The sequence below is a fragment of the Paenibacillus durus genome (assembly GCF_000756615.1).
Lineage (GTDB): Bacteria > Bacillota > Bacilli > Paenibacillales > Paenibacillaceae > Paenibacillus_AQ > Paenibacillus_AQ durus.
Genome location: NZ_CP009288.1, coordinates 4,299,010 through 4,325,260, shown reverse-complemented (window position 1 = coordinate 4,325,260; position 26,251 = coordinate 4,299,010). Strand labels below are relative to the sequence as shown.

25 protein-coding genes and 1 tRNA gene are annotated in these 26,251 nt (G+C 48.9%); 21 read left to right on the top strand and 5 right to left on the bottom strand.

Annotated features, from left to right (window positions below):
• Positions 1-6: 6 nt before the first annotated feature.
• The gene (locus PDUR_RS29900) at positions 7-378 is read left to right on the top strand and encodes a WGxxGxxG family protein (protein WP_052410304.1); all 372 of its coding nucleotides are present in this window, start codon (positions 7-9) and stop codon (positions 376-378) included.
• A 347-nt stretch (positions 379-725) separates the two neighbouring features.
• Positions 726-808, top strand: a tRNA-Leu gene (locus tag PDUR_RS18755).
• 62 nt (positions 809-870) lie between these two features.
• Here the strand turns inward: PDUR_RS18755 and PDUR_RS18750 are convergent.
• From PDUR_RS18750 to PDUR_RS18735, 4 genes are all read right to left on the bottom strand, one after another.
• Positions 871-2,067, bottom strand: coding sequence for a tyrosine-type recombinase/integrase (locus PDUR_RS18750; RefSeq protein ID WP_042207653.1), 1,197 nt, complete (start codon positions 2,065-2,067; stop codon positions 871-873).
• Positions 2,068-2,149: 82 nt separating this feature from the next.
• A complete protein-coding gene (locus PDUR_RS18745) occupies positions 2,150-2,419 on the bottom strand; it encodes a helix-turn-helix domain-containing protein (protein WP_042207652.1) in 270 nt (89 codons plus the stop codon).
• 578 nt (positions 2,420-2,997) lie between these two features.
• On the bottom strand, positions 2,998-3,195 hold the full coding sequence (locus PDUR_RS18740) for a helix-turn-helix domain-containing protein (RefSeq protein WP_042207651.1): 198 nt from the start codon (positions 3,193-3,195) through the stop codon (positions 2,998-3,000).
• Positions 3,196-3,272: 77 nt separating this feature from the next.
• Complete coding sequence (locus tag PDUR_RS18735) at positions 3,273-3,662, bottom strand: RNA polymerase sigma factor (RefSeq protein WP_042207650.1); 390 nt, start codon at positions 3,660-3,662, stop codon at positions 3,273-3,275.
• A gap of 228 nt (positions 3,663-3,890) precedes the next feature.
• On the opposite strand from PDUR_RS18735, the gene PDUR_RS18730 reads away from it, so the two are divergent.
• The 9 genes from PDUR_RS18730 (at position 3,891) to PDUR_RS18690 (ending at position 11,276) form a co-directional block, all read left to right on the top strand.
• Positions 3,891-4,163, top strand: coding sequence for a hypothetical protein (locus PDUR_RS18730; protein WP_042207649.1), 273 nt, complete (start codon positions 3,891-3,893; stop codon positions 4,161-4,163).
• A 3-nt stretch (positions 4,164-4,166) separates the two neighbouring features.
• Positions 4,167-4,349: a hypothetical protein gene (locus PDUR_RS28880; protein WP_156130518.1), complete on the top strand. Its 183-nt coding sequence runs from the start codon at positions 4,167-4,169 to the stop codon at positions 4,347-4,349.
• Positions 4,350-4,847: 498 nt separating this feature from the next.
• A complete protein-coding gene (locus tag PDUR_RS18725; RefSeq protein WP_042207647.1) occupies positions 4,848-5,429 on the top strand; it encodes an RNA polymerase sigma factor in 582 nt (193 codons plus the stop codon).
• Entirely contained in the window at positions 5,413-6,189 is a 777-nt protein-coding gene (locus PDUR_RS18720; RefSeq protein WP_042207646.1) for a DUF4367 domain-containing protein, read from the top strand. The genes PDUR_RS18725 and PDUR_RS18720 overlap by 17 nt, the downstream gene beginning before the upstream one ends.
• A 455-nt stretch (positions 6,190-6,644) precedes the next feature.
• Positions 6,645-7,145, top strand: coding sequence for a hypothetical protein (locus PDUR_RS18715; RefSeq protein ID WP_052410303.1), 501 nt, complete (start codon positions 6,645-6,647; stop codon positions 7,143-7,145).
• Between the two features lie 592 nt (positions 7,146-7,737).
• Positions 7,738-8,058: a helix-turn-helix domain-containing protein gene (locus tag PDUR_RS18705; protein WP_042207643.1), complete on the top strand. Its 321-nt coding sequence runs from the start codon at positions 7,738-7,740 to the stop codon at positions 8,056-8,058.
• Positions 8,059-8,189: 131 nt separating this feature from the next.
• On the top strand, positions 8,190-8,510 hold the full coding sequence (locus PDUR_RS18700; RefSeq protein ID WP_052410302.1) for an IS3 family transposase: 321 nt from the start codon (positions 8,190-8,192) through the stop codon (positions 8,508-8,510).
• A gap of 643 nt (positions 8,511-9,153) precedes the next feature.
• Positions 9,154-10,692, top strand: a complete 1,539-nt coding sequence (gene ltrA / locus PDUR_RS18695; protein ID WP_218918416.1) for a group II intron reverse transcriptase/maturase — start codon at positions 9,154-9,156, stop codon at positions 10,690-10,692.
• 257 nt (positions 10,693-10,949) lie between these two features.
• Positions 10,950-11,276 carry an integrase core domain-containing protein gene (locus PDUR_RS18690; RefSeq protein ID WP_330217218.1) on the top strand — a complete coding sequence of 109 codons (327 nt, stop codon included), beginning with the start codon at positions 10,950-10,952 and terminating at the stop codon, positions 11,274-11,276.
• A gap of 779 nt (positions 11,277-12,055) precedes the next feature.
• Here PDUR_RS18690 and PDUR_RS28875 read toward each other — a convergent pair.
• Positions 12,056-12,358: a hypothetical protein gene (locus tag PDUR_RS28875; RefSeq protein WP_156130515.1), complete on the bottom strand. Its 303-nt coding sequence runs from the start codon at positions 12,356-12,358 to the stop codon at positions 12,056-12,058.
• Positions 12,359-12,973: 615 nt separating this feature from the next.
• Here PDUR_RS28875 and PDUR_RS29225 point away from each other — a divergent pair.
• The 10 genes from PDUR_RS29225 (at position 12,974) to PDUR_RS18640 (ending at position 26,238) form a co-directional block, all read left to right on the top strand.
• Positions 12,974-13,135: a hypothetical protein gene (locus tag PDUR_RS29225; protein WP_169744922.1), complete on the top strand. Its 162-nt coding sequence runs from the start codon at positions 12,974-12,976 to the stop codon at positions 13,133-13,135.
• 288 nt (positions 13,136-13,423) lie between these two features.
• Complete coding sequence (locus tag PDUR_RS18685; protein ID WP_042207641.1) at positions 13,424-14,062, top strand: hypothetical protein; 639 nt, start codon at positions 13,424-13,426, stop codon at positions 14,060-14,062.
• On the top strand, positions 14,062-15,552 hold the full coding sequence (locus PDUR_RS18680) for a type VI secretion system Vgr family protein (RefSeq protein WP_042207640.1): 1,491 nt from the start codon (positions 14,062-14,064) through the stop codon (positions 15,550-15,552). The genes PDUR_RS18685 and PDUR_RS18680 overlap by 1 nt, the downstream gene beginning before the upstream one ends.
• A 31-nt stretch (positions 15,553-15,583) precedes the next feature.
• Complete coding sequence (locus PDUR_RS18675; RefSeq protein ID WP_042207639.1) at positions 15,584-16,714, top strand: pentapeptide repeat-containing protein; 1,131 nt, start codon at positions 15,584-15,586, stop codon at positions 16,712-16,714.
• Between the two features lie 28 nt (positions 16,715-16,742).
• Positions 16,743-17,234, top strand: a complete 492-nt coding sequence (locus tag PDUR_RS18670; protein WP_042207638.1) for a hypothetical protein — start codon at positions 16,743-16,745, stop codon at positions 17,232-17,234.
• Positions 17,235-17,301: 67 nt separating this feature from the next.
• Positions 17,302-17,703: a DUF4280 domain-containing protein gene (locus PDUR_RS18665; RefSeq protein ID WP_052410300.1), complete on the top strand. Its 402-nt coding sequence runs from the start codon at positions 17,302-17,304 to the stop codon at positions 17,701-17,703.
• 29 nt (positions 17,704-17,732) lie between these two features.
• Positions 17,733-23,480 carry a DUF6531 domain-containing protein gene (locus PDUR_RS18660; protein ID WP_052410299.1) on the top strand — a complete coding sequence of 1,916 codons (5,748 nt, stop codon included), beginning with the start codon at positions 17,733-17,735 and terminating at the stop codon, positions 23,478-23,480.
• A gap of 12 nt (positions 23,481-23,492) precedes the next feature.
• Positions 23,493-24,071, top strand: a complete 579-nt coding sequence (locus tag PDUR_RS18655) for a hypothetical protein (RefSeq protein ID WP_042207637.1) — start codon at positions 23,493-23,495, stop codon at positions 24,069-24,071.
• A 674-nt stretch (positions 24,072-24,745) separates the two neighbouring features.
• Positions 24,746-25,330, top strand: coding sequence for a hypothetical protein (locus PDUR_RS18645; RefSeq protein ID WP_042207635.1), 585 nt, complete (start codon positions 24,746-24,748; stop codon positions 25,328-25,330).
• 161 nt (positions 25,331-25,491) lie between these two features.
• A complete protein-coding gene (locus tag PDUR_RS18640; protein WP_233277398.1) occupies positions 25,492-26,238 on the top strand; it encodes an RHS repeat domain-containing protein in 747 nt (248 codons plus the stop codon).
• The last annotated feature ends 13 nt before the right edge of the window (positions 26,239-26,251 follow it).

Below are 26,251 nucleotides of genomic sequence, written 5' to 3'. Positions count from 1 at the left end.
ACACCTTTGAAAAAGAAGCTGATGGCTAGCCTTGCGTGCAGCGCTGTTTTATCGATGAGTCTGATGGGTGTCGGTTATGCAGAGGATACATCTGCAGCCGAGGTGGGAAGCGTAGCGGTTAACGCTACCGAAACCAATAGCGGCATGACCGCTAACCGGGTAACCTATCATACGGGCAACACGTACACCAACGACAATACGATGACTGCGCCGGGCCGTCCAGGCACAGCCGTTACTCCGCTGGGCACTACGCGTACCGGCACATACCGCGCTACAAACGTGGCACCCCGCACGAACTATTCCAATTGGGGATGGCTCGGCCTGATCGGCCTGTTCGGTCTGGTCGGCATGAGAAACAGAAGCGGCGAACGCCGTTAATTTGGAGCAGGGACAATGGCCCGTGTCCGGTGAAGCGCCGGTGCGGGCTGTGTTTTGTCTAAGTGCTGGAAGAGTGGATGTACAGAAAAATAATGATTGCGTCAACTTCGGAATCATGATATTATATATCTTGTCGCGTCACGCGCGTAAAGTTTATTTTACCCCTGCCGGGGTGGCGGAATTGGCAGACGCACAGGACTTAAAATCCGTAGCGTCCCGCTGAAAGATACCCGGTAAAAACCTTGATGTAAAGCGTCTTTGAAGCGTTTTTGGCGAGAACGGTTGTTGAAAGTTCTCTCCTGAAGTTCTCTCCTTTTTCTGAAAGGTGCGAATTTCATTCTTGACCTGCCGGAGTGGTGGAATGGCAGACACAACAGACTTAAAATCTGTCGGGGGTAACCCCGTACCGGTTCGAGTCCGGTCTTCGGCATAAATTTAGCTAAAACACTGCACATTTTCCGTGTAAATGGAGAGTCGTACGGTGTTTTTTATTTAAAACTTAAGGCATTGACTCATGGCGTGGGCTGAAGTCACCTTGGCGCTGTATTCCAGGTGGGCATAGGTATTGGCGGTGGTGGAAAAATTGCTGTGTCCCAGCCACTCCTGAATCTCCTTCATGCTCACGCCATTGGCCAGAAGTAGGCTGGCGCAACTGTGCCTGAGATCGTGAAACCGGATGCGGCGTAGGTTTTGCTTCGCCAGCAACATCGTAAAGTGCTGCGTAATATATCCGGCCTTGATCCGCTGTCCCAGCTTGTCCAGATAGACATAATCTTGGAATTCCTTGCAGTAGGATGATTTGTAGAGTGTCTGATCCTGCTTCTGCTGCTCGCGGATGCGAAGCAGCAGATCCTCAAAGGCTGGCACCAATGGCAGTGTACGATGACTCGCCTTGTTCTTGGCCCGATCCTTTTCCACCACCATTTGCTCGCCTTGGAAGAAGACCGGAACCACCGTGTGCTGAATTGTAAGCGTCCGGTTCTGGAAGTTGATAGCGTTCCATTTCAGTCCCACTACCTCGCTGCGGCGCAGTCCGTAGAAAGCGCCCAAAATCACCGCCAGTTCCACAGGGTCGCCTTTGACCGCGGCAAATAGCTTGTTCATCTCAGTGCTGTCGTAGAAGCTGCCTACAAATGCATTCTTTTTGGGACGTTCCACCTTGTCTGCGGGATTTGCAGAGATCATTTCCGTTTTGTAGGCATATTGTAGCGCCTTGCGAATATTTGCGTGGTAATGGATGACCGTGTTGGGCGTCACACCGCGCTCTGTCAACACATGATTATAAAAGTCTTGGATATGCTTAGGCTGCAAGTCATTTAAAAAAATGTTCTTTTCCCTGAAATAAGGCGCTACGCGGTTATGAATGACATTGTAATAGGCAACGTAGGTTGTAAACTCTACCTGATGTTTCATCATCTCCAGCCATTGGAGCAGGAAATCGGCAAATAGGAGTTGTTCTTCTTCAACGTCGTCAGATGTCTCTACGTTCTCAGGAGGCTCCCCACTTACTTTCGGCGTTTCCACAAAGTTTTGCCGCGCCTCCAGCAGCAAGGCTTCCGCCTTCTTTTTGTTGCCCTTCACTGAAAGCCCGGTGGGAATCCACTTGGGCTTGCGCTTTCCAAACTCATCCTTACAATTCAAAACAATATAATAAAGACCTTTCTTTTCCTGTAGGTGGCCTGCTATCATTAATCTTGTCCCTCCTTGGTATAGCAGCCCAAAATCTCCCTACCATTGACACTTCTAAATATATCATAGTACAATAAGCGATTCAATGCATTAAAGCGTCGAAGCGCGAAACCTGTTGTGGATTTATTATGGATTGAAGGTAGGCGATGATCTGGACTTTGGGGATTTTGTAGGCTCTGCCAATTTTGAAATGCTGGATACGATTGGCCTGCAAGAGCTTATAAGCCGTTTTAGTGCTGATGCCGCCCAGCATATCACACATCTGCGTGACGTTGACTACGTCTGGATAGCTTTGAAACATAAGTGCGATAATGTGTTGCGGGTCAAATTGTGGTAACGAGCTGGTTTCCATATTGAAAATTCTCCTTCCCAAAAGAGTATGTAGGCAGACAGCGGCGGGCCGTTCGCATAGTAAAGTCGTTTCCCCATGCTTCATCTCCATTGGATCAGAATAAAAAAGCCTGTTTCAAGCTGCCGCCGGTTACACGGCATCATAGCCCCGATCTTCCACGAAGCTCCCCCTCATCCGAGCGGGCTGCCCCCAATGCAGTGACGCTGGCCGGGCAGAAGTATCATGATCCCTCTTGCGGGTTATGGCGATTCATCCCACCACAGGATGATTTCAGCCGAATAGTTAGTCGCTCGGGTCTACTGGCTGACAGACCGCAGACCGTCATGGCGCTCCGCTTTGTCGCTTCTGATGTTAGCAGAGGCAAGAGGAACGTACTTAAAACAGGACTTATGAAGTTATCAATGATCACGTTAGAAGGTTAGGAAAAAGACACTTCATGAGCATCCTTTTGTTCCTCCTATATAGTAAATGGGAGAATATTACCCAAAAAGCAACCAACTCTGATTATTTTTAAGTGAAAAAAATAACAAGCCATGCATTGAGAAGTAATCCCAACTAAACATGGCTTGCTATTAACGTCAGGAGTAACGGTTAAGATCGAAACGGCGAACGGCCAAGATGAATGCGATCATCAATTGTTGTTTGCAATCTTCATCAAGTAACCCATTCTGTCTAGAGTATTTATTGATGACAGGTTCGTAACGGGCGATAAGTTTTGCTTCTGCTTCTTTGTCTCCACGTTGGGCCAATTGGATTAAATGACATACACTGTTCATTGAATTATCCTCCCTTTATCTTAGGTTTCTGATGCAACGATAAGGGGGGGCCGCGAGAACGGGACACAAGCTCGTCCTTACATTTCCAAATGTCTTTTAAGCTTCAGCAGGATATTGGATTTGGATTTAGTAACGGCTTGTCTGCTTACTCCCAAAATTCGAGCGATTTCTTTGTCCGTCTTATCTTCGTAATATTTGAAATAAACAACTTTCTTTTCGGTGGAGCTTAATGGCATTTGCTCTATGACTTGCTCAAAGATAGGAGAATCCTCCACGCGGGGCGAGTGAGTTGAGCAGATGCAAAAACTGATGTTCACTTCGTAAGCGACTGCGTCCAGCAGGGTCACATGAGAAGAATCACGGCGGAGCTTTTCAAAATAATCTCGACTCGCGTGTTGAAGACATGATTTTACATAGCTGCCGAATGCTTTTTCGACTGATTCGTTAGACCAACGATCGGTTCTCATAAAGTAACACTCCTCTCACTATGTAAATGGGGATCAGGAATGAAAAAGGCAACTAAATCAGAAAAATAAAAAATGGAATTTATTCCTCTAATTTCGACCAATTTTTGTAATTTTTTTAGAGAAGTAGGAAAAAAGAAAACAAAGAAAAAAGCCCCCTAGTTAGGAGGCTTTCCGTTTCATTAGAACCACTCATGCTATCGGAGTACGGTTTAAAGATTAATCTTCTATTTGGCCGCTACGCTTCAGCAGCAGCGGGTGAATGCGGCCATCGTGCGGCAGCTTCCCGAAACGACAGATTTATTCAAATACAGCGATTATGTGCAGTCGCCTACGCTAGAGAATGCGTCGGAGTTCATTGCCATGGTCGTGGAGCAGCATCTCGAATTGCTTGGCAATCGGATCATCGGTTACGTGGCCGGACGGTCCGGCGTGGAGCGAGAAGGCACACACGGCTTACTCACTAACGCTAGCGTGCCGGTAGTGCTGTCACAGGTGGCGTGAGAGGTGGCTGAGCATCCGGGCAACGTTTGGACAAATGTCATTTCCCTCCAGCGGGAGGACGCGGCGCGGCTTGGCTATGATAATTTGCATGCATGGCAGGCGCTGCTACGTAGCCAGCGAAATGAGATATTGCATATTGAAATTCCACCCGAACAACCTGAGATAGTATGCGGCGTTTCACAATGAAGGCCATCATCCCAATGTTCATTTGATCGCGATCCCCGGGGAGCGTATGTAACCAAGTAAGCTATAGAGTGAATGCGCATGACCTTGGTGCGGGAAATCGCAGCGGCAAGAAGAGGGTGGCAGCAGCATAGACTACGGCATAAGCAACAAAAGCTATGCTAGCGTCGTTTAATATACAAGAAGTCACACCGAATGCATAAAACAGAAAAGCTTTGAATCCGAATCATCTGAATGAAAACAGTCTAAACCAGGATTATCTCCCGGCTTAAAGCATGCTGATGCTCTATATTTATTAGTCGAGCTTGCTTAAGCACGCTCATTTATAAGAAAATGTGATATTTTGAACTTGTTGGAAACTAAAGGAGAGATATAGTAGAAAATATAAGCCAGCAGTTCAATGGCCGCGGGATTACACAAAGGGAGGGTCATAACAGACATCTGCCGATTACTTTTTGAATGCCTGCTGTTTTGGCTTACTCTCTAATACGGAGGTGTCGTATGCTCCCTTTGTTTATATCCATGATTGAAGATGACAGTGACCGGGCTTACATGACCGATTTATACCAGCAGTACTATCCATTAATGAAAAAGAAAGCATACGACATGGTTAGGGATTATGCAATCACGGGTGATCTTTTTCAGGATGCTTTTATAAAATTAGTCCCCAAAATATCTCTTTTACAATCTTTGGACAGTTGTAAAAGAACGTCATATATCGTTTATACCATTAGAAGTGTTTGTATGGATCATATTCGTAAGCAAGCCCGCGGTTCTCAAAAATTGAGGATGGATGGAACGGTCGATCCTGTAGAAGAAGTTGCGGATGCCCAAGCCTCGCCGGAAGAACAAACGATCAAAAGGGAGAGCTATGAGGCGTTAGGCAGAGCCTTGGAGTACATACCGGAAAGAGATCGGCATCTGCTGGTTTACAAATATCTTATGGGACTGAAGGATAAAGAAATCGCCAGCATCATGGACATTCCAATTCGAAATATCCAGGGGTATTTAACCCGTGCCCGGCCTCGTGCCCAGGCTGCATTAACTAAAGAAAGGGGGGAGCAGGATGGCGAAATCGAATAATTCGATGGATCGGACTTCACTTATGGAAGAGTACGAGGAGATCCAATTGAAGCTGGCTCTGGCCAGCTACGTGGAGCAAGAAGGGAAAAAACTTCTGGAAGAGAATGAGGAAATGCATCGGAATCCCTTTTTTCTTCCGACGGAAGCAGAGAGAAACAAGTTCCTGAAGCGATTGAATCGCCATCTTGCGTTCCTTCAGATCAAAAAGATGGTCAGAATATGTTTTATAGGTTCAAAGAAAACGGCGCTTGTTTGTTCCTTGTTGCTTGTATTGTTGGCCGTATCTTCCATGACAGTAGAGGCGGTGCGTGTTAAAGTGTTTACTCTGTTTGTTCAACTGCAAGACGAATATACGGAAATCCGATTGGGACGTCAAAATGCAGATGAGGTAACCGGGAACCATCTGGAAATCAATTGGGAGCATGCCTATGTTCCGATACGAATCCCGGAAGATTATCACATTGTCAATGTGACAAACCTTGAGAATATGAAAGGGATCGAGTATGCCCATGACAACGGAGGGTACATTTTGTTCCAACAAAAACGAGAAGGCAGTGGCACGAATGTAGATACTGAGGATGCCGATGAGGTCATTCAAACTACAGTTCAAGGGTCGCAAGGGATTATTATCCGAAAAGGAGACAAGTGGACTGTCATCTGGCAAAAGCATTCCCAATTATTCATGTTCATGGGTGAACATACGGGATTAAGCCAAAATCAGTTTCTGGACATAGCGGAAAGTGTCACGCTGCTCCAATAATTTTATTGCACGAAGGGTGTTGTAAAATAAGAGCTTAGATCGTTTTATATGATGGTAGGGAAAAAAAGGAAAAGGGGGTTTTCAATGGTACATAAACGAATGGTATCATTACTCTTTGTTTTTTTGTTTTGCTTGCATCAGGTGCTGTTGTACAGGCTGGCGGAAGCGTAGGGGCATTAGGTGAAAGAGGTTCTGTTGTTCCCTATTACCAGCATATTTCATTCGTTGGAGCGTCTCTTTCGATTGGGCAGTGGGGCCGCGCTGTTTCCAGCGGGGATGTGTACGTATCGGATGAGTATGATTCCACCCTCACGGTTGAGCTTCAACGCTTAAGCGGTAGCGATTGGTCAACGGTGGAATCATGGAGTGAGTCCTTTTCAGGAAAAGGTTACCATGTGGGTAGTTACACTTAAGATCAAATCAGGTTCATAAAGAATAGAAGGGGATGAATTGAAATGTTCTCAACAAAAAAGAAATTGACAATATTGTTTTTGTCTGGGGCCATTGTTTTAAGTGCCGGTAGTTTTGCGGGCTATCATGCTTACGCCAATAATCCTTCTAAACAAGAGGTTCTCAGTGCAAAGACAGCAGAATTTGAAAAGCAGAAAGCAGACCTGTTGGCTAATCCAAATGCAACTAGTGAACAAGGAAAGCAGGTTAAGGAATTAGGGGCAGAAATTGGTCGCCTAAAAACAGAAGTAGCCCCTGAGAAGACAGAAGATCAACTGAACCGAAAATTAAGCGTGTACAAAGAAATGATCAAAATTCATGAAAGCTACTATCAAAATAATCCGGATGTTGATTTAACTGATCCAAAGGTCATTGAGGTTTTAGCACAAATTGATAAAAAGAAGAAGATGGTCGAGCGAATTGATCAAGAAATAGCTGAGGGCAAGAAAACTGTCGACCAAATTTTCACAGAATTTGAACAAGGAAAAGCAGAATTAAGAAATTAGGTTTTGCAACGGAGGTAGGCTTGAATTCTACCTGTTTTCCCCACATTGAACAAGAGCCGCCTGTTATCTAACGGGTGGCTTCGTATTATTAGTGTGAATGAGCACTTTGTTTCCGCAGGATACAAGTGCTCATTTGCATGTACTTCTCAAGATGTACGTCAGGGATAACAGCAGTAAATCAGATACGCGCATGCTCATTCAACTGCCGAATAATTTAAAATGCTTGATCTCCTGGCTGGCCAAGGTGAGTTCAAAGTTGCTCATTTTCATCCCCCTTTCTGTCAACGATCATGAGATTCAAGCCCAGGTTACTTTTTTCAATAGTAATGGTGCCGTGTCGTTACTACAGATCAAGGTTGCACAGTCTAGTAAAGCAGGTTCTTTAATGATGCACACTTTTTCTTGAAGCTGAATCCAGATCGGCCGCGCACCCAAAATAAGTGAGGCACTAGCATCCAGTCGCGGCTTTATCAATCACTTTCGTTTCCTAAAAGAAAATCCATTTTTGTTCCTTAACCTCCTAGGCCCCCTAATTAAACTGGAGTCCTCCCACCCAATAATTTAAACTAGAGATAAGGGAGAGATGACGAGGATGGGAAAGAGGCTGAAAGAGGAAGCACGGCTTAAAATCGTTAAGGAAGCGTTGGCTGGAGTTAAGGTGGGGGTATTATCCCGCATGTACGACATCCATCCAGAAACCATACGCGGATGGATTAGGGATCATCGTGACTCCATTCCACCCGAAGAAATTCCGGTTGCAGACGAGCATCTGCAAGAACTTCAGCGACTTCAGGATGTGGAACAGCGCTACGAAAAGGCCATGAAGGTGCTCGGGGAAAAAGAACTTGAGCTTGAGATTCTACGAGAACTGCTAAAAAAGAAAGACCCCGCTTATCCGAAAAATTCGAAGTAGCAGACCTATTTATTAAGCGGGGGGAACCGGTAGCACGGGTTCTGCGAATACTTGGATTATCTGAATCGACGTACTATGATCGTAAAAAACGGGCTGCCCGACCGGCAACAAAACGCCCATCAGAAGGCCAGATGGGACGTCCGGTGCCGGGCTACTCCTTTACGGTTACGGGAGAGAAAGTCAGTGACGAACAAATCAAGGAATGGCTGCTTGAGCTCCTCGAAGGCGAAGAGCATGTCTATGGCTACAAACTTCTTGCGCAATGTATTCGTAACCGGTACAGCGTAAAGCTGAACAAGAAGAAAGCCTATCGCTTGTGTAAAGATCTAGGGATTCTGAGGCAATCCCGTAAGCGCCTCCCCTCACATCCACGCCGGCTCCCCAAGAACCGGGTCGTCACCGGGTCCAACCAGTTGTGGCAAATGGACATCAAGTACGGTACGCCCAGCTAACAAGTTCCTGTAATGGAACAAGTTACTCGAGCATGTTTGGAATGCATGTTGAGATTTTTTTTTTTTTTTACAGACATGCCCTTCTTCTGCTGTGAGAAGAAGTGAGCCGAAGCGGCGGTGACTTGCCGACACTGGCAAGGTGACGTAGTCCGCGGGAAACGGGGCTTGCGGCGAAGCGATTACGCCAAGATGAGTCTCTAGGCTGAGCATGGGAAGGCTGAGGAACACAAACCTATTAAACCGCATCTGAGGGTTGAAATGTCACCCCTGCCTACATCGCTTAACAGGCAGGTCACGGACTGAACTGCCGTTAGCCGCATTGACGGCATTCACGAAATCCGGTCAAACATGTAAGTTGACCGGATGGGATTCACGGAGAGTGCATAGCTAGACCGCGATGTCCGCGACGACTTGCAGAATGCAAGGATAAAGACTGCGATAGGCAGCCTAACCCATGTGTGGAGTCCAGCATGTGAACTGGGGAAAGTCTGCATAGATGCCAAGGGAGTGAGTTCCCCGATGCTATGCAGAATGACGGAGCCTCCGTAGTAGTCTGAGATCGGGAAAGCCGGTTACATGGCGAAGGGAGGCAGTTTAAGTGGTTTGCTTGGCTCATTAACTGACCCTAGTGAGGTGAAGACCTTTGATAATCAGTGAAATGCAAAGCAAACTGGCGACATGGTCAACAGAAAACAAGGATCGTAAGTTCGACCGACTAATCAGACTAATTGCTGACAGGTCTTGGTTAAGTGAAGCGGCTCGTATCACTCTCGCTTCAAGCGGCGCTCGAACACCGGGCGTAGACGGCGTAGACAGGCGTAAGATGGAAGGAAAGCTCGATCTAGAACTGGAAATGTTACACTATGAACTGCTGAGCGGAAGATACTGTCCGCAACCTGCCCGACGAGTATATATCCCTAAAGCCAATGGCAAACTCAGACCGCTAGGTATTCCATGTCTTCGAGATCGTATCGTGCAAAGGGCAATGCTGATGGTAATGGAGCCGATATGGGAAAGTGATTTCCATCCGGTATCCTATGGTTTCAGACCTGCACGGAGCGTACATCATGCAATTCGTACTGTCAAAATGCAATTGCAAGATGGAAATGAACAACTGAACGCAACCGCCGGTCGCTGGGTCATTGAAGGAGACTTGGCGAGTTATTTCGATACCGTACACCATCGGCTGCTCATGAAGGCTGTCCGTAAACGTATCTCTGACCAGAGATTCCTTTCCTTGATATGGAAGATGATCAAGGCAGGATGCGTAGACCACGGTTTATTTCGCGCCTCAAGCGAGGGAGTTCCGCAAGGTGGGGTTATCTCGCCCCTCCTATCCAATATAATGTTACACGAATTTGATCAATGGATGGAAGCGAAATTTCTGAGTAAGAAGGTACGAAAAGATCGCTGGGCTTGGAACTTCGGCATTCAGAAAGAGCGCCCTATCGCGATACGTGAAAATCGGCAGTGGAAGCCAGCTATTTCGTACTGCCGCTATGCGGATGATTTTGTGGTGATTGTCAAAGGAACCAAGGCACATGCAGAAGAAGTTCGTGAAGCATGTCGGGAGTTTCTCGAAGATAAGTTGAAACTCACGCTCAACATGCAGAAAACGCATATCACGCACGTCAATGACGGTTTTGTCTTCCTCGGACATCGTATCATTCGCAAACGTGGGGCTCGGGGACGAATGCGCCCTGTCTCATCCATTCCATGGGAGAAATACCGCCGCTTCACGGAAAAACTTGTCAAGCAATTGTCGGGAAATTACAGCATGAACGTTATGGACTTGGTCGAAAGCCTAAACCGACAACTTGCAGGATGGGCAAACTTTTATCAATACACAGACCATACAGCGACGATATTCGGTAAAGTAGATCGCGCGGTGTTCTGGAAACTCGGCTACTGGCTGGCAAGAAAGTACAAGCGTGGCTTCCGAGCTTTGATGCGAGATTATGTCCGCTCACCAGAAAAAGGAAAGGCTAAAATCTGGGTACTGCAGGGTCAGAACAGTCGCGGATTCTATGGTGAACTAGCACTGAGAAGGCTAATCACTAGCCGCAAAGGTTGGTTCACATGGCGAAACCCTACCGAAAATCCATATATCCTACGTTCAGACAAACGACGAACTATTGAATCCTATTATGATGATGTCGCCTTTGCTATGAGCAACACTTAAATGGAGAGCCGGATGCGCTGAGAGGTGCATGTCCGGTTCGGGAAGGAGAAACGGGGAAATAGTTCGACTACGCCCCGTCTCTTACTTCACGCTACATCATCGGTCAGGAACGTTTCTTTTTCGTGCTTAGTATCATTGATGTATTTGACCGTGTCGTGGTCCAGCAGTACAGAGGACCCGTATGTGAGGCCAAACATGCGGTCCAAACCCTATGGCGGGCGCTACAGAGTCGTCTCCAATCCGGAGAAGCCCTGCCCGTGATTCGAACAGATAACGGACCGCAATTCGTCAGTAAGTTATTTGGAGATACCTGTGAAAGCCTGGAGATGATTCACGAACGCATCCCGCCACGGACACCAAATATGAATGCATACATTGAATCCTTTCATAGCTTATTGGAACGCGATCTATTCAGCCAAACAGAGTTCAGGACCTTCGAGGAAGCTTACGAGGCCCTTGATCAATATATGGACTTCTACAACAACCGCAAGATGCATGGCAGCTTGAAGTTAATGCCTCCTGCGAGGTTTTCAGAATGGGTCAAGACACTGGAGGACTCCTCGAAATTTCATAAAGCCATGTAACACCTCGAAATAAAGAGTTATTTTACAAACGCTTGTTAATTGTAGGGCATGACTCCGGATTTAAGGGGCCTAGCCGTAACCTCTTCTTTTACCTCTGAATTCTTTGATCTGGATGTGAATAGTACCATTTACCATTTTCCCATCGGATCAAGGAAGTTGCAGTAGATTTCCATTAGTATCCTTTGGTACATGCTTAGGTTTAGGGAATTTCTCCCGCCTCCCAGAAGATATTGTTATTACCAATCTATCCAGTCCAAAGGTTGATGGTTAAGTTGTCCTCATTTTGCTGGGGATCTTGTCCAAAGCCCATGAATATGCTATTTCACAATGCTACTTTGACAGGCGGAATTGTCCGATTTCTTCTGTTTTTCAGCTAAAAAGGCCCCTGACGGACAGGATTGGCCATTTCGCCCTACCTGGTGGACATTGACGGCCGACTTGCCATGGGAGAATACGGTAATTACTTGAAAGCCCCCCCTTCCGTCCCCCTGAGGGGAACACGCAGGGGATTTCTCCCCTGCACCCCATCGCTCACCGCGTGGCAGGCCCAGCAAGGGTTTGCTGGGCTATAAGATAGCTTTGCAGGTTGGAAACACCCGTCAAGGCTATATAAACGCTTCGCGGCCTTGACGGGTTCACGGTCCCGGACAACTACTCCAGCTATTTCCGGACAACCTATCCCATCTTCTTTTGGACATTATGCGGTAGCAGAAACAAGATATACTTGACCCCACCTTTTTGTGTTGTTGGAGGTTTTGGGCTGCTATTACTTCGTTTCATCATCCTACCCGTACCCAGGACGGACGACAATAGCAAGTAGGGACTACAATTTCTGCGGCTAACCCGCCGGTGATCAGGGAAATATCCATGGACATCCGGTAGGCTTCTTCGTTCCTATTAAACAGCGTATCCCTTACAAAGTTAAAGGTAGGAGTCTGAGTGCCTCCCTTGCTTACATAATAATAGTCTTGCACACCCTCCGCTATATCGGCTACTCCCCATGCTCCGTATACGCTCCTGCGGAGATAGCCATTGCTCCTGTCCCGGCGATTCGAGCCCCACACCTGTCCAGCCCAAAGCAATGCCTACTCCGACTACAACTACAACTACAACTACAACTACAACTACAACCCTCCGCTGCAACGGTTACTGCGCCAACAAGGGTTTCATCAGGCTTCCGATCATTTTTAGTTTCGCCTTTGGATTTCCGTTCTTCACTCCGCTTATATTGCTCTAGCTTTTGCACCGCTTGCTGTGCTTGGATCTGACCTTCGGTACGATTAGGGGATAGGGGACCGTTTCGATGGACGTCCCTTCGATATCAGTTTTCTTGGACAGCACTTTTGTGCAGATCTTCAATTTCCAGACCTGTAAAGCCTGCTTGCATGAAACTAAGGCTTCTCTTCGTCTATACGGTAATGAGGGGATTGGGGGGAGGAGGTGTTGTTAGACATCCAACCCAAAATGGTGTATTGAGACTCCTTGCCTGACAAGCAGCAGACGGCGGCTGTTTGCAATGTCTCTCGCCTCCTTATAAAAAGCCGCCCGGCGAGTGGCTTTTGCCAACCGGTCGGAATTGTAGGGGGACATTCTGCGGCGGAAGAAGACTGGGAGTTGGAGAATCACGCGGCAGCGGAACAGGGGAAACCAGGGCCCCAGCCTAAAGGAGTGGCGCGCGTGGAATAAAGAGGAGACGGATGGGCTATTACACTGTCCTGTACCATTCCAAGCTGCCGCACCGGGCCGATACCGATAGCACCTGTTACCTAGCCATCGGCACCATCGTCCGGGAACTGAAGCTGTCCTGCAGCACAGTCAAACGGGCCATTGCCGATCTCACCACAGCTATAATCACCTAACGTAAAAAAATATCAATAATTGAAACCTAATTACAATGTATGACGATAATTTCTAAACTACTCTAAAAATATCAGGATGTGTCTCCGATATTAAGAAACAAAGGATAAGATGAGAATTTATTCTTTGAATTCCTTTTTTTTCAACAAGATCGGTGGATTTGAGTTGCTGCTTATATTCCTGCTTACGAGAAATCAATCAGACCGTCCCGCCGGGGAACGGTCGCTTCGTTTTTTGCAGCTATGAATAGACAAGACGTATTCCAATCGGAAACGGAAAGAGGGATGCATATGGAACATATGGACGAACAATGGCTTGAGCTGATTGGCAAGCAGGAACAGATGGAGAAGCAAGAGGCGTTGAAGGCTGCATTAACTCCGGAAAACGTCAGCCAAGCGATTCAAGCGGGAGAGCTTACATTAGGCGATGAGGTCATTACATTTCAAAGGACGGAGGTAGTGCCCGATCAAGTCTTTATGTTTGTGCCTGATTCCTTCGAACCCATGCCGGAGGAGTACGCCAGGATCAAATATCCCGCCGAACGGCGTCCCCAAATCATCTACACCGATGAGACGCTGGAGATTAATCTGACCGTAAATCCGACGAACAACAGAATGGTTAACCATGAAATGGAACAGTTTGTACAGGACCTCAGCTTCCTGATCAAACGGATGCAGCCGAATGCGAAGTGGTTGGGAGAAGGGGTGCGCGAGGTCGGAGGCCGCAAGATGGGCTTTTATGAATTTACCGTGCCTGTGCTGGACGGTGTGATGTATAATGGCATATTTTTCATTGAACTGGAGGGGAAAGGGCTCTTCTTCGGTCTCAATTGCATGGAGCGATATCAGGAGCAGTGGCGTCCGATTGCGCTTGGCATCATGGATTCCCTGCACATCAACCCGATGGAACGGGAAGAGGGGGATTCATAATGGAACGATCTTATGCGACTTATCAGGACATTGAAGTCACGCCGTTTGCGTTAGAGTCGATCCGGGAGCTGACCATTGTACAGGAAATCAACGAGCACGCTACACTTCGTCTGAAAGGCATCGTGCCGGAAGAACAGAAGGCCGGTTATGCCGGGATGGATTATGCCCGAATGAATGTGGCCGTTACGCAAAGGCTGGAACATAGCGGGAAGAGAACCCTGTTTCAAGGCATGGTCACGAATATGCAAATCTATCACGTTCGGGACGTATACCACCTCGAAATGGAGGCGGTATCGCTATCGTATCAGTTCGATGTGACGCGAAAGGAACGTACATTTCAAGATACGGGACTTGCGTATGCGCAGTTGGTGGATCAGATCGTACAGGATTACGACGGCGCGGACGTTATGGATGAAGCTTCGAATGGCGCTGCTATTGGCCGCATGATTTTACAGTACCGGGAGACCGACTGGGAATTATTGAAACGGTTAGCCTCCCACTTTAACACCGGACTTGTACCGGCGATCGGCTTTGATTCCCCGAAGGTGCACTTTGGCATTCCGGAGCCTGGTTTTAAGGAGGAAGTTAACGCTTACCATTACCGGATACATAAACGGATGGAGCTGTATCAGCTATCCGTCCAGGGACAAGTGCCGGAATTGAGCGAGAGCGATTGCATCTTCTATGAAGTGGAGACCGATCAAGTATTCGACATCGGCATGGAGGTTGCGTTCGACAACCAGCAGCTTGTCGTAAGCGAAGTCAGAACGGATCTGAAGGACGGGCTGTTAAAGCATACGTACTTCTTAGGCACGCGGCTGGGCTTGAGCCGGCGAAAGCAATATAACATGGCTATCGTCGGGGTCTCACTGCAGGGCAAAGTGATTGCGGTAGCCAAAGACCGGATTCAGGCACATCTGAACATTGATCCCGAGCAAGACGCGGGTAAGGCGTTCTGGTTTCCGTACTCAACCATCTACGCTTCGGAAGACAATGCGGGCTGGTATTGCATGCCGGAGATCGGCGACGATGTGCGCGTCTATTTTCCAACGCATAAAGAAGAGGATGTTATTGCAATCAGCTCCGTGCCGAAACCGAAAGCGGAACCGGCATCGGCAAGCGGAGGGCAAAGCGTCGGCATGGCAGGAGTGCCCAGCGGAGGCATGGCATCAGCAAGCGGCGGCGGAAGCGATCCGATGGAAGATCCGAGCATCAAAACCATCAAGACCAAGAACGGCAAGATGATCGTGCTCGCTCCCGATCATATCCTCATCACGGGCGATGGCGTGTCCATTATGCTGAGCGATGAAGAAGGCATTTCAATTGTCAGCAGCAAAAACGTGACAGTGAAAGCGACGGAAGAAGTGATGTTGGCCTCGAAAAAAATCACGATTTCCGCCCAGGAAAAATTGGAGATGACGTGTAAGGGCAGTTCCGTGATGCTCGAAGACCGCGCCGATGTGAAGGGAACGCAAGTCCATACCAACTAACGAGAAAAAACCATTTAAGGAGAGAAAACCATTGCAGCAGGACGCGTTGAAACAATGGCTTACGCAAGGTGTCGCACAGCAGCGGGAAGCGATGATCCGGCAAATGGGCGCAGAGGTTCGCGCGCAGGCTCATGCGTATACCAAGGAGTGGATCGAACCCTTTCGCAAGCTGTGTCTTCGCATTCAAGCGATGCAAGAAGCCGGACACAAGCGGCCCATCGCCTACATGCACGTTTCGTATTTGCGTTCCTGGCTAGGGCAGGGAAAACTCATGTGCAGCCTGGAAGCGTATGACGACACTTGGTATCTGGACCGGGAGGCCAGCATCGAACTGCACGAAGCGCCGTGGCTGTACGCCCACCTGGAAACCTACCGAAACACCATAGAGGCGTCGCGCAAAAGCTATGGAAGCGAAATCTTGCCGCTGGAAAGTGACCGCGTATGGATGGAAGATACGGCCATAGCCGGACATTATGTGATCAGCCTCGTTCGTGCGGCGGTTCCGCGCATCGTGGAGCTTCCGGAATTTCAACAGCTCCGGCGCGCCGACATTTTCCGCATTCGTGCAGGCGAATATATGGATCTAAGCGAGGACGTATGGGTAGAGGAACGGCGAGAAAAAGATGCTGCGGCCATCCGTGCCCGGCTGGAGCAACGAGACGGTTCGCTTCACCGCTACCAGGACTGGCGCAGCCTGGATTTGAGCGGCGGCAACTACGAAAGCGCCGACTTAGGCTACAGTCATGTAACAGGCGCTAACCTGGCGGGAAGCCGCCTCAACAAAAGCATATGCGCAGGGGTCGATTTCAGCCGCAGCAACATGCAGGGCGTCGATCTCAGCCAAAGCGTGCTCTATGATGCCAATTTCAGCCATTGCGACCTGCAAGGAGCGAATTTCTGGCATGCAGCGGGCGGACAGCCGCTGATCCTGGAAGGGCAAATCCTGGGGACCTTCGGCGTGAATTTTACGCATGCGAATTTGCAAGGGGCGAACCTGCTGTTTGCGGATCTGGAAGGCGCTTACTTTCATGGCGCCAATCTGGATGGGGCCAAGATCATCTGGCAGGATGCCGCGCAATTTGCGTTAAGCGAAGAGCAGAAACGGCAGGTCATCTGGATGGAAGAGGATGAGACGGGGCAATTGGTGGAAGTTCGCCCATAGACCACGCACAGGGGGAAGGAGCAGGCAGGTGTACTACTTTCGATTGCAGCAGGACAAGCGGTTTGTCGATGGCATGCGTTTGGAACACGTCAGCAGGGACATGGAAATCTACGAGCGGAATATTGTATTTGTGAAGGAAGACGGGGAACAACCGGTCTATCTCGACTTCATCGACCATCCCCGTTGGCTCGTATCGGACCGGATGAAAGGCTTGCTGGAGAAATACGATCGTTTCCTGCGGTTTTATTCCGCCGTCTTAACGGGACGCAGCACCCGGCGTCAGGATATCTACTGGTTCATGGAGCCGGGCGAAACGGACAGCTTGTCCGAACGAACGCAAGTGGATGCAAGCGGAGCCTGTAGACGGCTGGTACTGGCGGAAACAAAAGTGAGGCGGGAGCGCATCTTTCGCGTGGCGGGAGTAAAGGAAGACATCCTGATCGTCCGTCTGGATGTAGCGGAAAGTTTGCAAAGACGGGGATTTACAGGGCTTCACTTTACCCCGGTAGAGCTTGCCTGAAGCAAAGCGCGAAGCATAAGACGAAAACCGGCAACACTTGCGAAGAAGCTTGAAGGAGGGACAACAAATGGCAAGCTTTATAGCGTTCAGGAAACCTAGCCCCCCCAGCGTGGAGGCGGCGGCGGGAGCGGAAGCCAGCTATGTGGTGAGGGGAGCGATATTGGAGTGCCAGTGCGGCAGCAACCCCAATCTGCTCAATTTGCCGACCTGTCATGGCGCTTATATTCAGGGGCAGCCGCTGATGAATGTGGCGGACAGCAAAGCCGTCGTCAACATCCCGGCCACCTTCGGCGTATGCGAAGCGCTGGACAAGCCATGCGAGCCGCAAGTGAACATGGAGTGGATGAACGGGAAAGCGGATGTGCTCATTGACGGAAAAGCCGTGTTAACCAGCGATTCGTATATCATGTGCACCAAGCATGCGGAGGGAGTCATCTACATCGCCGATGACGGGCAGAAAAAAGCGTAGCATCATCCGGTGATCGAGGGGGGAAAGACGTGTTAGGAAACGAATGGGGGCGCCTGTCAGGCTTGACCGTGCAGGACATCGCGCTCAAATGGCCGTATGGAAAGCTGCGGCTTGAGGGAGTGAAGCTGAAGCGATACCCCGGCATGCATGCGGTCTTGCAGCTTCAGGGCGTCATGAGCGAGGAGGACAGCCATGAGCTGGTACGGCAAGGCAGCAGCCGCGACCGGGCCGGGCTGTATGCGGTTCGGGAAGGGCAGGCGGATTACCCGCTGTTTCTCGGCCAGTTGCACAACATTCAGGCGGATCGCTTCCACGATGTATGGACTGTCCAAGTGGACATCATTTCACATTCCTATCAGATGGATGTCAAGCGGATAAGCCGTTCCTTCCAGCATGCGGATATGGCGTATACCGATGTGCTGAAAGAAGTGATCCATGCGTATCCGGGCGGCGATTTTCTGGAAACCGATGCCTTTGAGCACGGAGCAACGATTGGCGATCTGCTGCTCCAGTACGAAGAGACCGACTGGGATTTTATTCAGCGGGTGGCTTCCCATGCGGGGGCCGTGGTGACGCCGGATGTCAGTACCCATGAGCCGCGGGTATGGATCGGCACGCCGACGGTAAAGCAGCAGGTGAAGCTGGAAGAAGGATTGTACCAAATTGAGCATGACGTACAATCGTTCCTGACCGCTGTGCAAACGGGGGCCGAGGGCTTCCAGGAGCAGGACTTTACCCGCTTTACGGTGCGAATGGATCAGTGGCTTGAGCTTGGGTCCGAAGTGGAAGCGGCCGGACGCCGGTTTGTGGTCGCAGGGGTCCTGGGCCAACTGAGTAAAGGGATGTTGGAGTTTACGTATTTGTGTACGACGCCCGTGGGACTTCGCCAGAATAAGCGGTACAACGAAAATCTGGCAGGATTGGCCATGGAAGGGCGCATCCTCGCCATCGGAGTCAAGAAAGCGAAGGTGCATCTGGATATCGACGAAGACCAACCGGAGCAGGAAGCGGTCTGGTTTCCGTATTCCTCCCCAGCGAGTCACATCTTTCACGCCATGCCGCCGATCGGCTCCAGGATCAAGCTGTATTTCCCGAGCCATGAGGAAGCGGACGCGATGCTGATCCAGTCGGTCCGCACCCCGTTCTCCCCGCAAGGGGAGGCGGCGGAGAAAGCAAACAAGAAAATGGCAGACTCTACCGTCAAATCGTTTTCTACCGGCGGGGGGAAGGAATTTGAGCTGGGAACGACAGATATTTCGTTTACGGCGAAGGAAGGCACGCTATTCGTCACCATCGGGGAAGAAGGCGGCATCACGCTGCAAAGCGACAAAGACATCGTGCTGACGGCGGAACAGGAGCTGGCCTTTAGCGAACTGAAGACGTTTCGCGCCGAAGCGGAAGAAGAGCTGTGGATCGCCGGCGGGCAAAGCAGCCTTATCCTAAACGATACGACCGATGTGATGGGGCCGGAGGTGACGATGGAGGGAAGCGAGCGGCAATCGTTTGAGCCCTTGAGCAATCCAGAGGCGGAGCAAGCCAAGAGCGATAAGGAGCGGGACGGATTCCTGGAGAAGCTGGGCACCGCGCTGGATGTGCTGAGCATGGTGCCGGGACTTGGCGTTATCGCGGGAGCGGCAAGCGCGGTCGTGAGCCTCTGCCGGGGCGACTTTTTCGGCGCGGCGTTATCCATCGGCACGATGCTGCCTTTCGGGGGCGCGGCGTTTGGGGCAGCGAAGCTGGCGGCGAAAGGTGCGGCGAAGGTAGCGGCCAAGGCGGCGGTGAAAGCAGGCGGCAAGCTTGCGGGGAAAATGGCCGGGAAAATCGGCCGGGCCGCAGCAAAAAGGGCTGTCCAGTTCGGCAAAAACTCACTGAACAAAGTGCTAACCGGAGCGCGGAAGCTGAAGGGCCAGGCCGATGCCTTAAAGGACCTGCTGGCCAAGAAGCTGGCTGCGATGGAGCGGAGGCTGGCGGAGAAGAGCAAGGCGCTGTTCAAAAAGGCATTGGAGAAATCCGGCGCGAAGAATGCGCTTACCAAGTTCAACCATAAAGTGTTGAAGAAATTCGAGTGCACCAAGGGCCTTGGGGACCGTTTCTGTAAATGGGGCTTCGAGCCGGTAGACCTGATTACCGGGCGGATGATGAGCGAAGCGACCGACTTCGAGTTTCCGGGTTCCTTGCCGCTCCGTTGGGAGCGCCGCTGGATCAGCGACAGCCGCCATCAAGGATGGCTTGGGCATGGCGTGCATCACAGCTTCGATATGCGGCTGGAGGTGCTGGACGACTGCATCGGCGTGCTGTTAGCGGATGGGCGAGCAGCCGGATTTGAACGCTTGCACCGGGGCCTAATGGAAACACGGAACCCGAAAGAACGGCTCACCTTGCGCCGCGAGGGAACCGGATATGCGATGGTGGAGGAAGAAAGCCGCCTGACGTATGTCTTCGAGTCTGCGATCGCAGCGAATCGTCCGTCAGGAGCGATGAAGAGGGCAGAGGTCCAGCACAGGACAGCAGAGGAGTCGCAGGAGATACGGGGCGTTGGGTACCGTATAAACAAACCGGTTCCGCAGAAAGGCGATGTTCAGCAGGCTTCGCCGCAGGAGGAAGCAGCCAGGCCGTACCGTCTGGCCCGCATCGAGGATGAGATCGGTCGTCGGATCGTCTTAACCTATGATGCGCGCGGCTACTTGCAGCAGGTGACCGATAGCGTAGGCCGGGTGCTGGACATCAAGACCGACGAAGCCGGACGGATCGTGAAGGTGACCCATCTGTATCAACAGGAACGCGAAGTGTTGGTGCAGTACCGGTACAACGAAGCGGGCGACCTCATTGCTATTACGGACGCGCTGGGCCAGACCACGTATCAAACCTATGACCAGCATCTGATGACCGAGAAAAAGGACCGCAACGGGTATAGCTTCTACTGGCGCTATGACGGCCCAACCACGGGAGCGCGCTGCGTGCATACATGGGGCGAAGACGGGCTGTTGGAAGGGCGAATCGCTTATTTTGACGGATACAATGAGGTGACGAACAGTCAGGGACATACGACAAAGTATGAATATACGCCGGAGTATTACTGTACAGCAATCATCAACCCGCTAGGCGGCAGATACGAATATACCTATAGCGATACGGCCGACCTTTTGAGCGAAACGGACGAGGATGGCCGATTGACGCAGTATGTGTATGACGAGCAGGGCCAGTTGGTGCAGACGATCCAGCCGGACGGCAGCAGCTGGCAGTACATGTACAGCGAGCAGGGGCAACTGCTGCAAGTAATCGACCCGGAAGGCGGGAGCCAATCCTGGGATTATGATGAACAGGGGAGATTAAACAGGGTCGCCAGCGCGGATGGGACCGCGGCAACGTTTGTGTACGATGAACGCCACCGGATTTGCGAGGTGCGAAACCCGCAGGACGCAGCGACGATGCTGGCGTATGACGATCACTATAATTTAACCCGGATGACGCTGCCGGACGGAACGAGTGCCGAGTGGAGCTACAATCACCGGGGAGAATGTTTGCAAACGACGAGCCCACTGGGCGCAAAACAGTATTTTACCTACGATGCTTTGGGCCGGGTGGTTCGGGCCGAACTGCCGGATGGCAACGTGATCAAGCTGCAATATAATGCGTACGAAGAAGTCATCGCCGCGGAGGATTCCAAGCAGCGCGTCACATTCGGATATACCCCGCTCGGGCAAATGACCTGGCGCGAAGCAAAAGGAAAGCGGGTTGAGCTGGTATATAACAACGAGGAAGAGCTGACGGCAGTCATCAACGAGCATGGGGAGCGGTATGCGCTGGAACGTGACGCCAACAGTAAAATTGTTCGGGAAACTGGGTTTGACGGCATCGTCAGACAATATGTACGCAGCTCTGGCGGATTGCTGGAAAGGGTGGAGCGCTCCGCCGGCCGGTGGACGGCGTTCAGTTACGACGAAATGGGCCGCATAGCGCAAACGGCTTACAGCGACGGTCTGATCGAAACGTACAAGTACAACCGGATCGGGGCTTTGCTGGAGACCACCAATCCGTTTGCCACGGTCAAGCTGGAGTATGATGCAACCGGCCGTCTGATCCAGGAATGGCGGGACAAATATTGGATCGCCAGCAAGTATGATGAACTCGGCAACCGGACGGAAGTAAGCAGCAGCCTGGGCGCACACATCAAGATGGACCGGGATATGTTGGGTCAGATTAGCCAGTTGCAGGCGGAGCAAAAAGTACAGGAGCTAGAGCAGACTGGGCACGGCACGTCCCCAACTGCAACGAGCATGCCATGGACTGCGCAAATGACCTATAACAAGCTGGGACAAGAAATCGAAAGACTGCTCCCTGGCGGTGTAGTAAGTAAATGGCAATACGATATCATCGGAAGACCGGAACGGCACAGTGTGAGCAGCGGCGGCCACGTAAGCCGGAAAAGAAAGTACGCTTGGGATATCAATTACCGCCTGAAATCGCTGACGAACGAACTGACAGGTAAGGCAATCCGCTATAACTATGACGATTTCGGCACCTTGATCGGGGCCAGCAACGAGTTCGATAAAATCTTCCGCATGGCGGACGATGTCGGGAACCTGTACAGCAGCGGTCATCGCACAGACCGAAAATACGGCGCAGGCGGGCGATTGCTCGAATTCCAAGGAACGAAATACAGCTATGATGAAGAAGGCCAACTGATCGAAAAGCTGGAGAAAGACGGCAGCCGTTGGCGCTATGAGTATTACGGCAACGGTATGATGAGCAAGGTCGTACGTCCGGACGGCCAGGAAGTGGTGTTCACCTATGACAGTCTAGGACGCCGGATTGAGAAGCACTTCAACGGCGTAGTATACTGTTATATGTGGGACGGGAACCAAATTTTGCATGAATGGACAGCGGAGAGCAAGCAGGACGAGCATGATAGAAAGCCTGAATCTGGCTTAGCTGCCCCTCAAGGAGCGGCAGAAAAATTTAGACACCTGCTATCTCATCCCGTTGCTGCACAAGAACCTGACCCTGCCACTTTGACGACCTGGGTGTTTGAAGACGGAACCTTCCGCCCGGCCGCCAAAATTACGGCCACTGGTACGTACAGCATCATCACCGACCACCTGGGCACCCCGGTAGAGATGTATAATGAACACGGGGAACGCGTATGGTCTTGCGAACTGGACATTTACGGCAACGTCCAAAATATTTATCTCCAGGGCAAAAGATCCGATTGTCCGTTCCGTTACTCAGGTCAATACGAAGACGAGGAAACAGGTCTTTACTACAACCGTTTCCGCTATTACTCGCCGCATGAGGGGATTTATACACAGCAGGACCCGATAGGGCTGGCGGGGAATAACCCTACGTTGTATGGGTATGTGGGAGATCCGAATCGAAATGTTGATGTATTTGGCCTTTACTCTGATTTATTAGATACTGGAATGGGCCATCATTTAATGCCAAGATCTATAGCGAAGACTTTAGGTATTTCTGAATTGAGTCAAATTGATTCAATTGCATGGTATCCGAACAAGGGAATTGGAACAGCAGATATCCATAAACAATTGCACAGAAATCTTATTGATGCAGGTGTTCCATTCCATGGTTCCAAATTTACGGGAACCGCTGATGAATTTTTTGACAAAGCAATGAAGGCATATACAGATATTGATGTTAAAGGATTTATGAAAATTCCATTTACAGATAACCATTTGTTTATGAACTTAACTCCTTCAGAAGCATTAAAAAAGTTAAAGGAACTGAACGCACAAGGAACAATTCCTTGCAGAAAAAAATAAGGAGCTGGGGTAATGGATAAAGTTTTAACAGCCACAAGCTATGGGGTTAGTGTATTTTCTCTTGATGTTCTTCATGAGTTTTTGAAGAAAGAAAAAGTGAGAACAAAAAAGGTGTTAAAAAACTTTCAAGATAATCATGATCGTTATTTACAGTCTCTTAGAGAGGGTGCTTGGATTCCTTTTGTGCCTATAAATGCAATAAAGTATTCAATAAAATTGGAGAACAATGGAGAGTTTTTTAATGATGAGTGGAAAAAAGTTTTTGAGCATGTAGATTTCAATATACAAATCAAAGATTACCTGTGGATAGCGGGTTTAGGAGTGTTTCTGGATTTTAATAAGGAAAGATTTAACGAGGATGTAATTAAATCTGAAACCTTTGATGGAGAGCCTTTATATTATGGATTTAGATACAACTTTAAAAACGGAAAATATTTTCTTAAAATTTCGGGATACGCTCGTAAACAGGAATTAGAATATCCTAATGCAAACTATGGATTTTCATTCTCGCTTGTTGAAACTAATGAATTTGATGGCTTAAATGATCCACGAGAAGATGAGATATATAATTTTAATGTAGCTGATATGTAATTAGTAAAATGGGTTCTTTCAGTGTCATCTAAATCGTTTCCATGCTAAAGAGTAGCAATAGCCCTTGGAGTGCAGGAAAATGAAGTTTTGTCCGGCGAAAGGGTTTGTTAATATTCTTGACAACCTTTTGCCGGAACAACTATTTTAGCAACTACTCGTTTCAGAGAATGAGAGTGAGATTAAGGATGACACAAAAACTAAGAATATATCCAAAGGTTGGTTTAGGTGAAATAAAATTTTCTATGTCTCCTTCCGATGTTCAAGATATTTTAGGTAAAGAACACACAAAAAAGTCAGAAAAATAAATGACAAGCCAAAAAGGCTTGTGAAATACGAAAAGGAAGGCCTAGGCAAACATTCTCTTGGATATAAAAGGGCTTAATTTGTTTATAGCTTGTTCTATGCTTTAAGTGTATCTGATCTTTTGACTATTTATGGAGGGTTTATGTACAAGAAAATAACAAGAGTCTTTTTTAAATCGCCTCGTTTTAAAGTATCTACTGAAGACCTTATCTCGAACTACTGTAAACGTTTTCTCAATGGTGTCGAGTATTCCTTATGGAAGCAATATGTAAATAAATTCTTAGAGATCCATGATATTCATTTTATTCATCATTACCTAGACAATCACCTGAAGATTAAAATTTCAAGAAAATTTTCGAAGAAAGAACTCAGTGTATGGTTTTTCAAGCAAGCTGCCTATTGAAACTTGCACAAGTTGGATAGGCGGAAGAGCGCCATTGTTCTTTGACGATAAGGTCGAATTGGTAAACAAAAATGGTAACAAACATTATTTTTATTTAAGTTTAGTTAACCCTTTTCAACATGATCGTATGATTTGCATTTTCATTCCAAATGATTTTAAAGAGTATTTAGAAAAAAATATTTATCCCAATTGTTCGATACAGGTATTTGATCACCCAATCAAAGCAGAAAGCACCAAAGATATTTTTACACACCCAAGACTTAAAAAGCATTCAATTACAGGCGGGGAAATAATCAATGACAAGAAATCTATAAAGCAATCTTTTTTGATTAAAATTGGTGGCACTCCGAGGCTAATTCAAGATGAGGACTATTATTTTTCGAAGTTAACGGAAGACTCATTTGCATTTATGTTTCAGGTAGATGAAGATGGTTATCCGAGAAATTTTGTTAAAGGAAATTTGCTTTTTGGTTTTGGAGCTTTGTATAAATTCACCCAAATAATGGATAATGAGATTCAAAATCCGATTGCAGGATTTTGGCAACTTTCGTGACTCTTCAGCATAATCCAGAAATTTCAATGTACCCGTATTAGTTAAAATTTATGAAGGTCTACTTTATGTGAAAGCATGAAGTAGACCTGTTTTTTTTCACTACGGGCGGCGTAATCAGCGAGTGGCGGAATGATGAAGCCGGACGGCCTGAACAGTATAGCGTGAAGACAGGCGGAAGAGAAAGCCACAGGAGAAGGTACGGACGGAACGTCAACTACCGTCTGAAGTCGATGGTGAACGAACTGACCGGACACAAAACCCAGTACAACTATGATGATTTCGGTAATCTGATCGGGGCAACGAATCCCTTCGGCAAGATCTTCCGCATGGCCGATGATGTGGGCAACTTGTACAGCAGCGGCCACAAAACCGACCGGACATATGGTCCCGGCGGGCGTCTTCTGGAATTCGAGGGAACGCATTACAGTTACGACGAAGAAGGCAATCTGGTTGAGAAAATCGAGCCGGACGGCACGCATTGGCGCTTCGAATACTACGGCAACGGGATGATGAGCCGGGTTGTGCGACCGGACGGCAAAGAAGTAACGTTCACGTATGACCCGCTTGGAAGACTGATTGAAAAAGTGTATGATGGGGTCAAGACAAGCTTTGTGTGGGATGGAAATACGATTCTGCATGAGTGGAAAGAAGATCCGCAATCACTCACTAAATGGGTGTTTGAAGACGGAACGTTTAGCCCGGCAGCGAAACTAACAACCGATGGCCAGTACAGCATCGTTACAGACCACATCGGTACGCCTGTGGAGATGTATAACGAAGTTGGAGAACGTATCTGGGCGTGCGAACTGGACATCTATGGGAAGGTTCAGAATTTTGACCTTCAAGGAGCACGCGGCGCATGCCCGTTCATTTCTGCGACTCTGACTCCTTTTAAAGAAAAACATTAATTTCAAAACGATT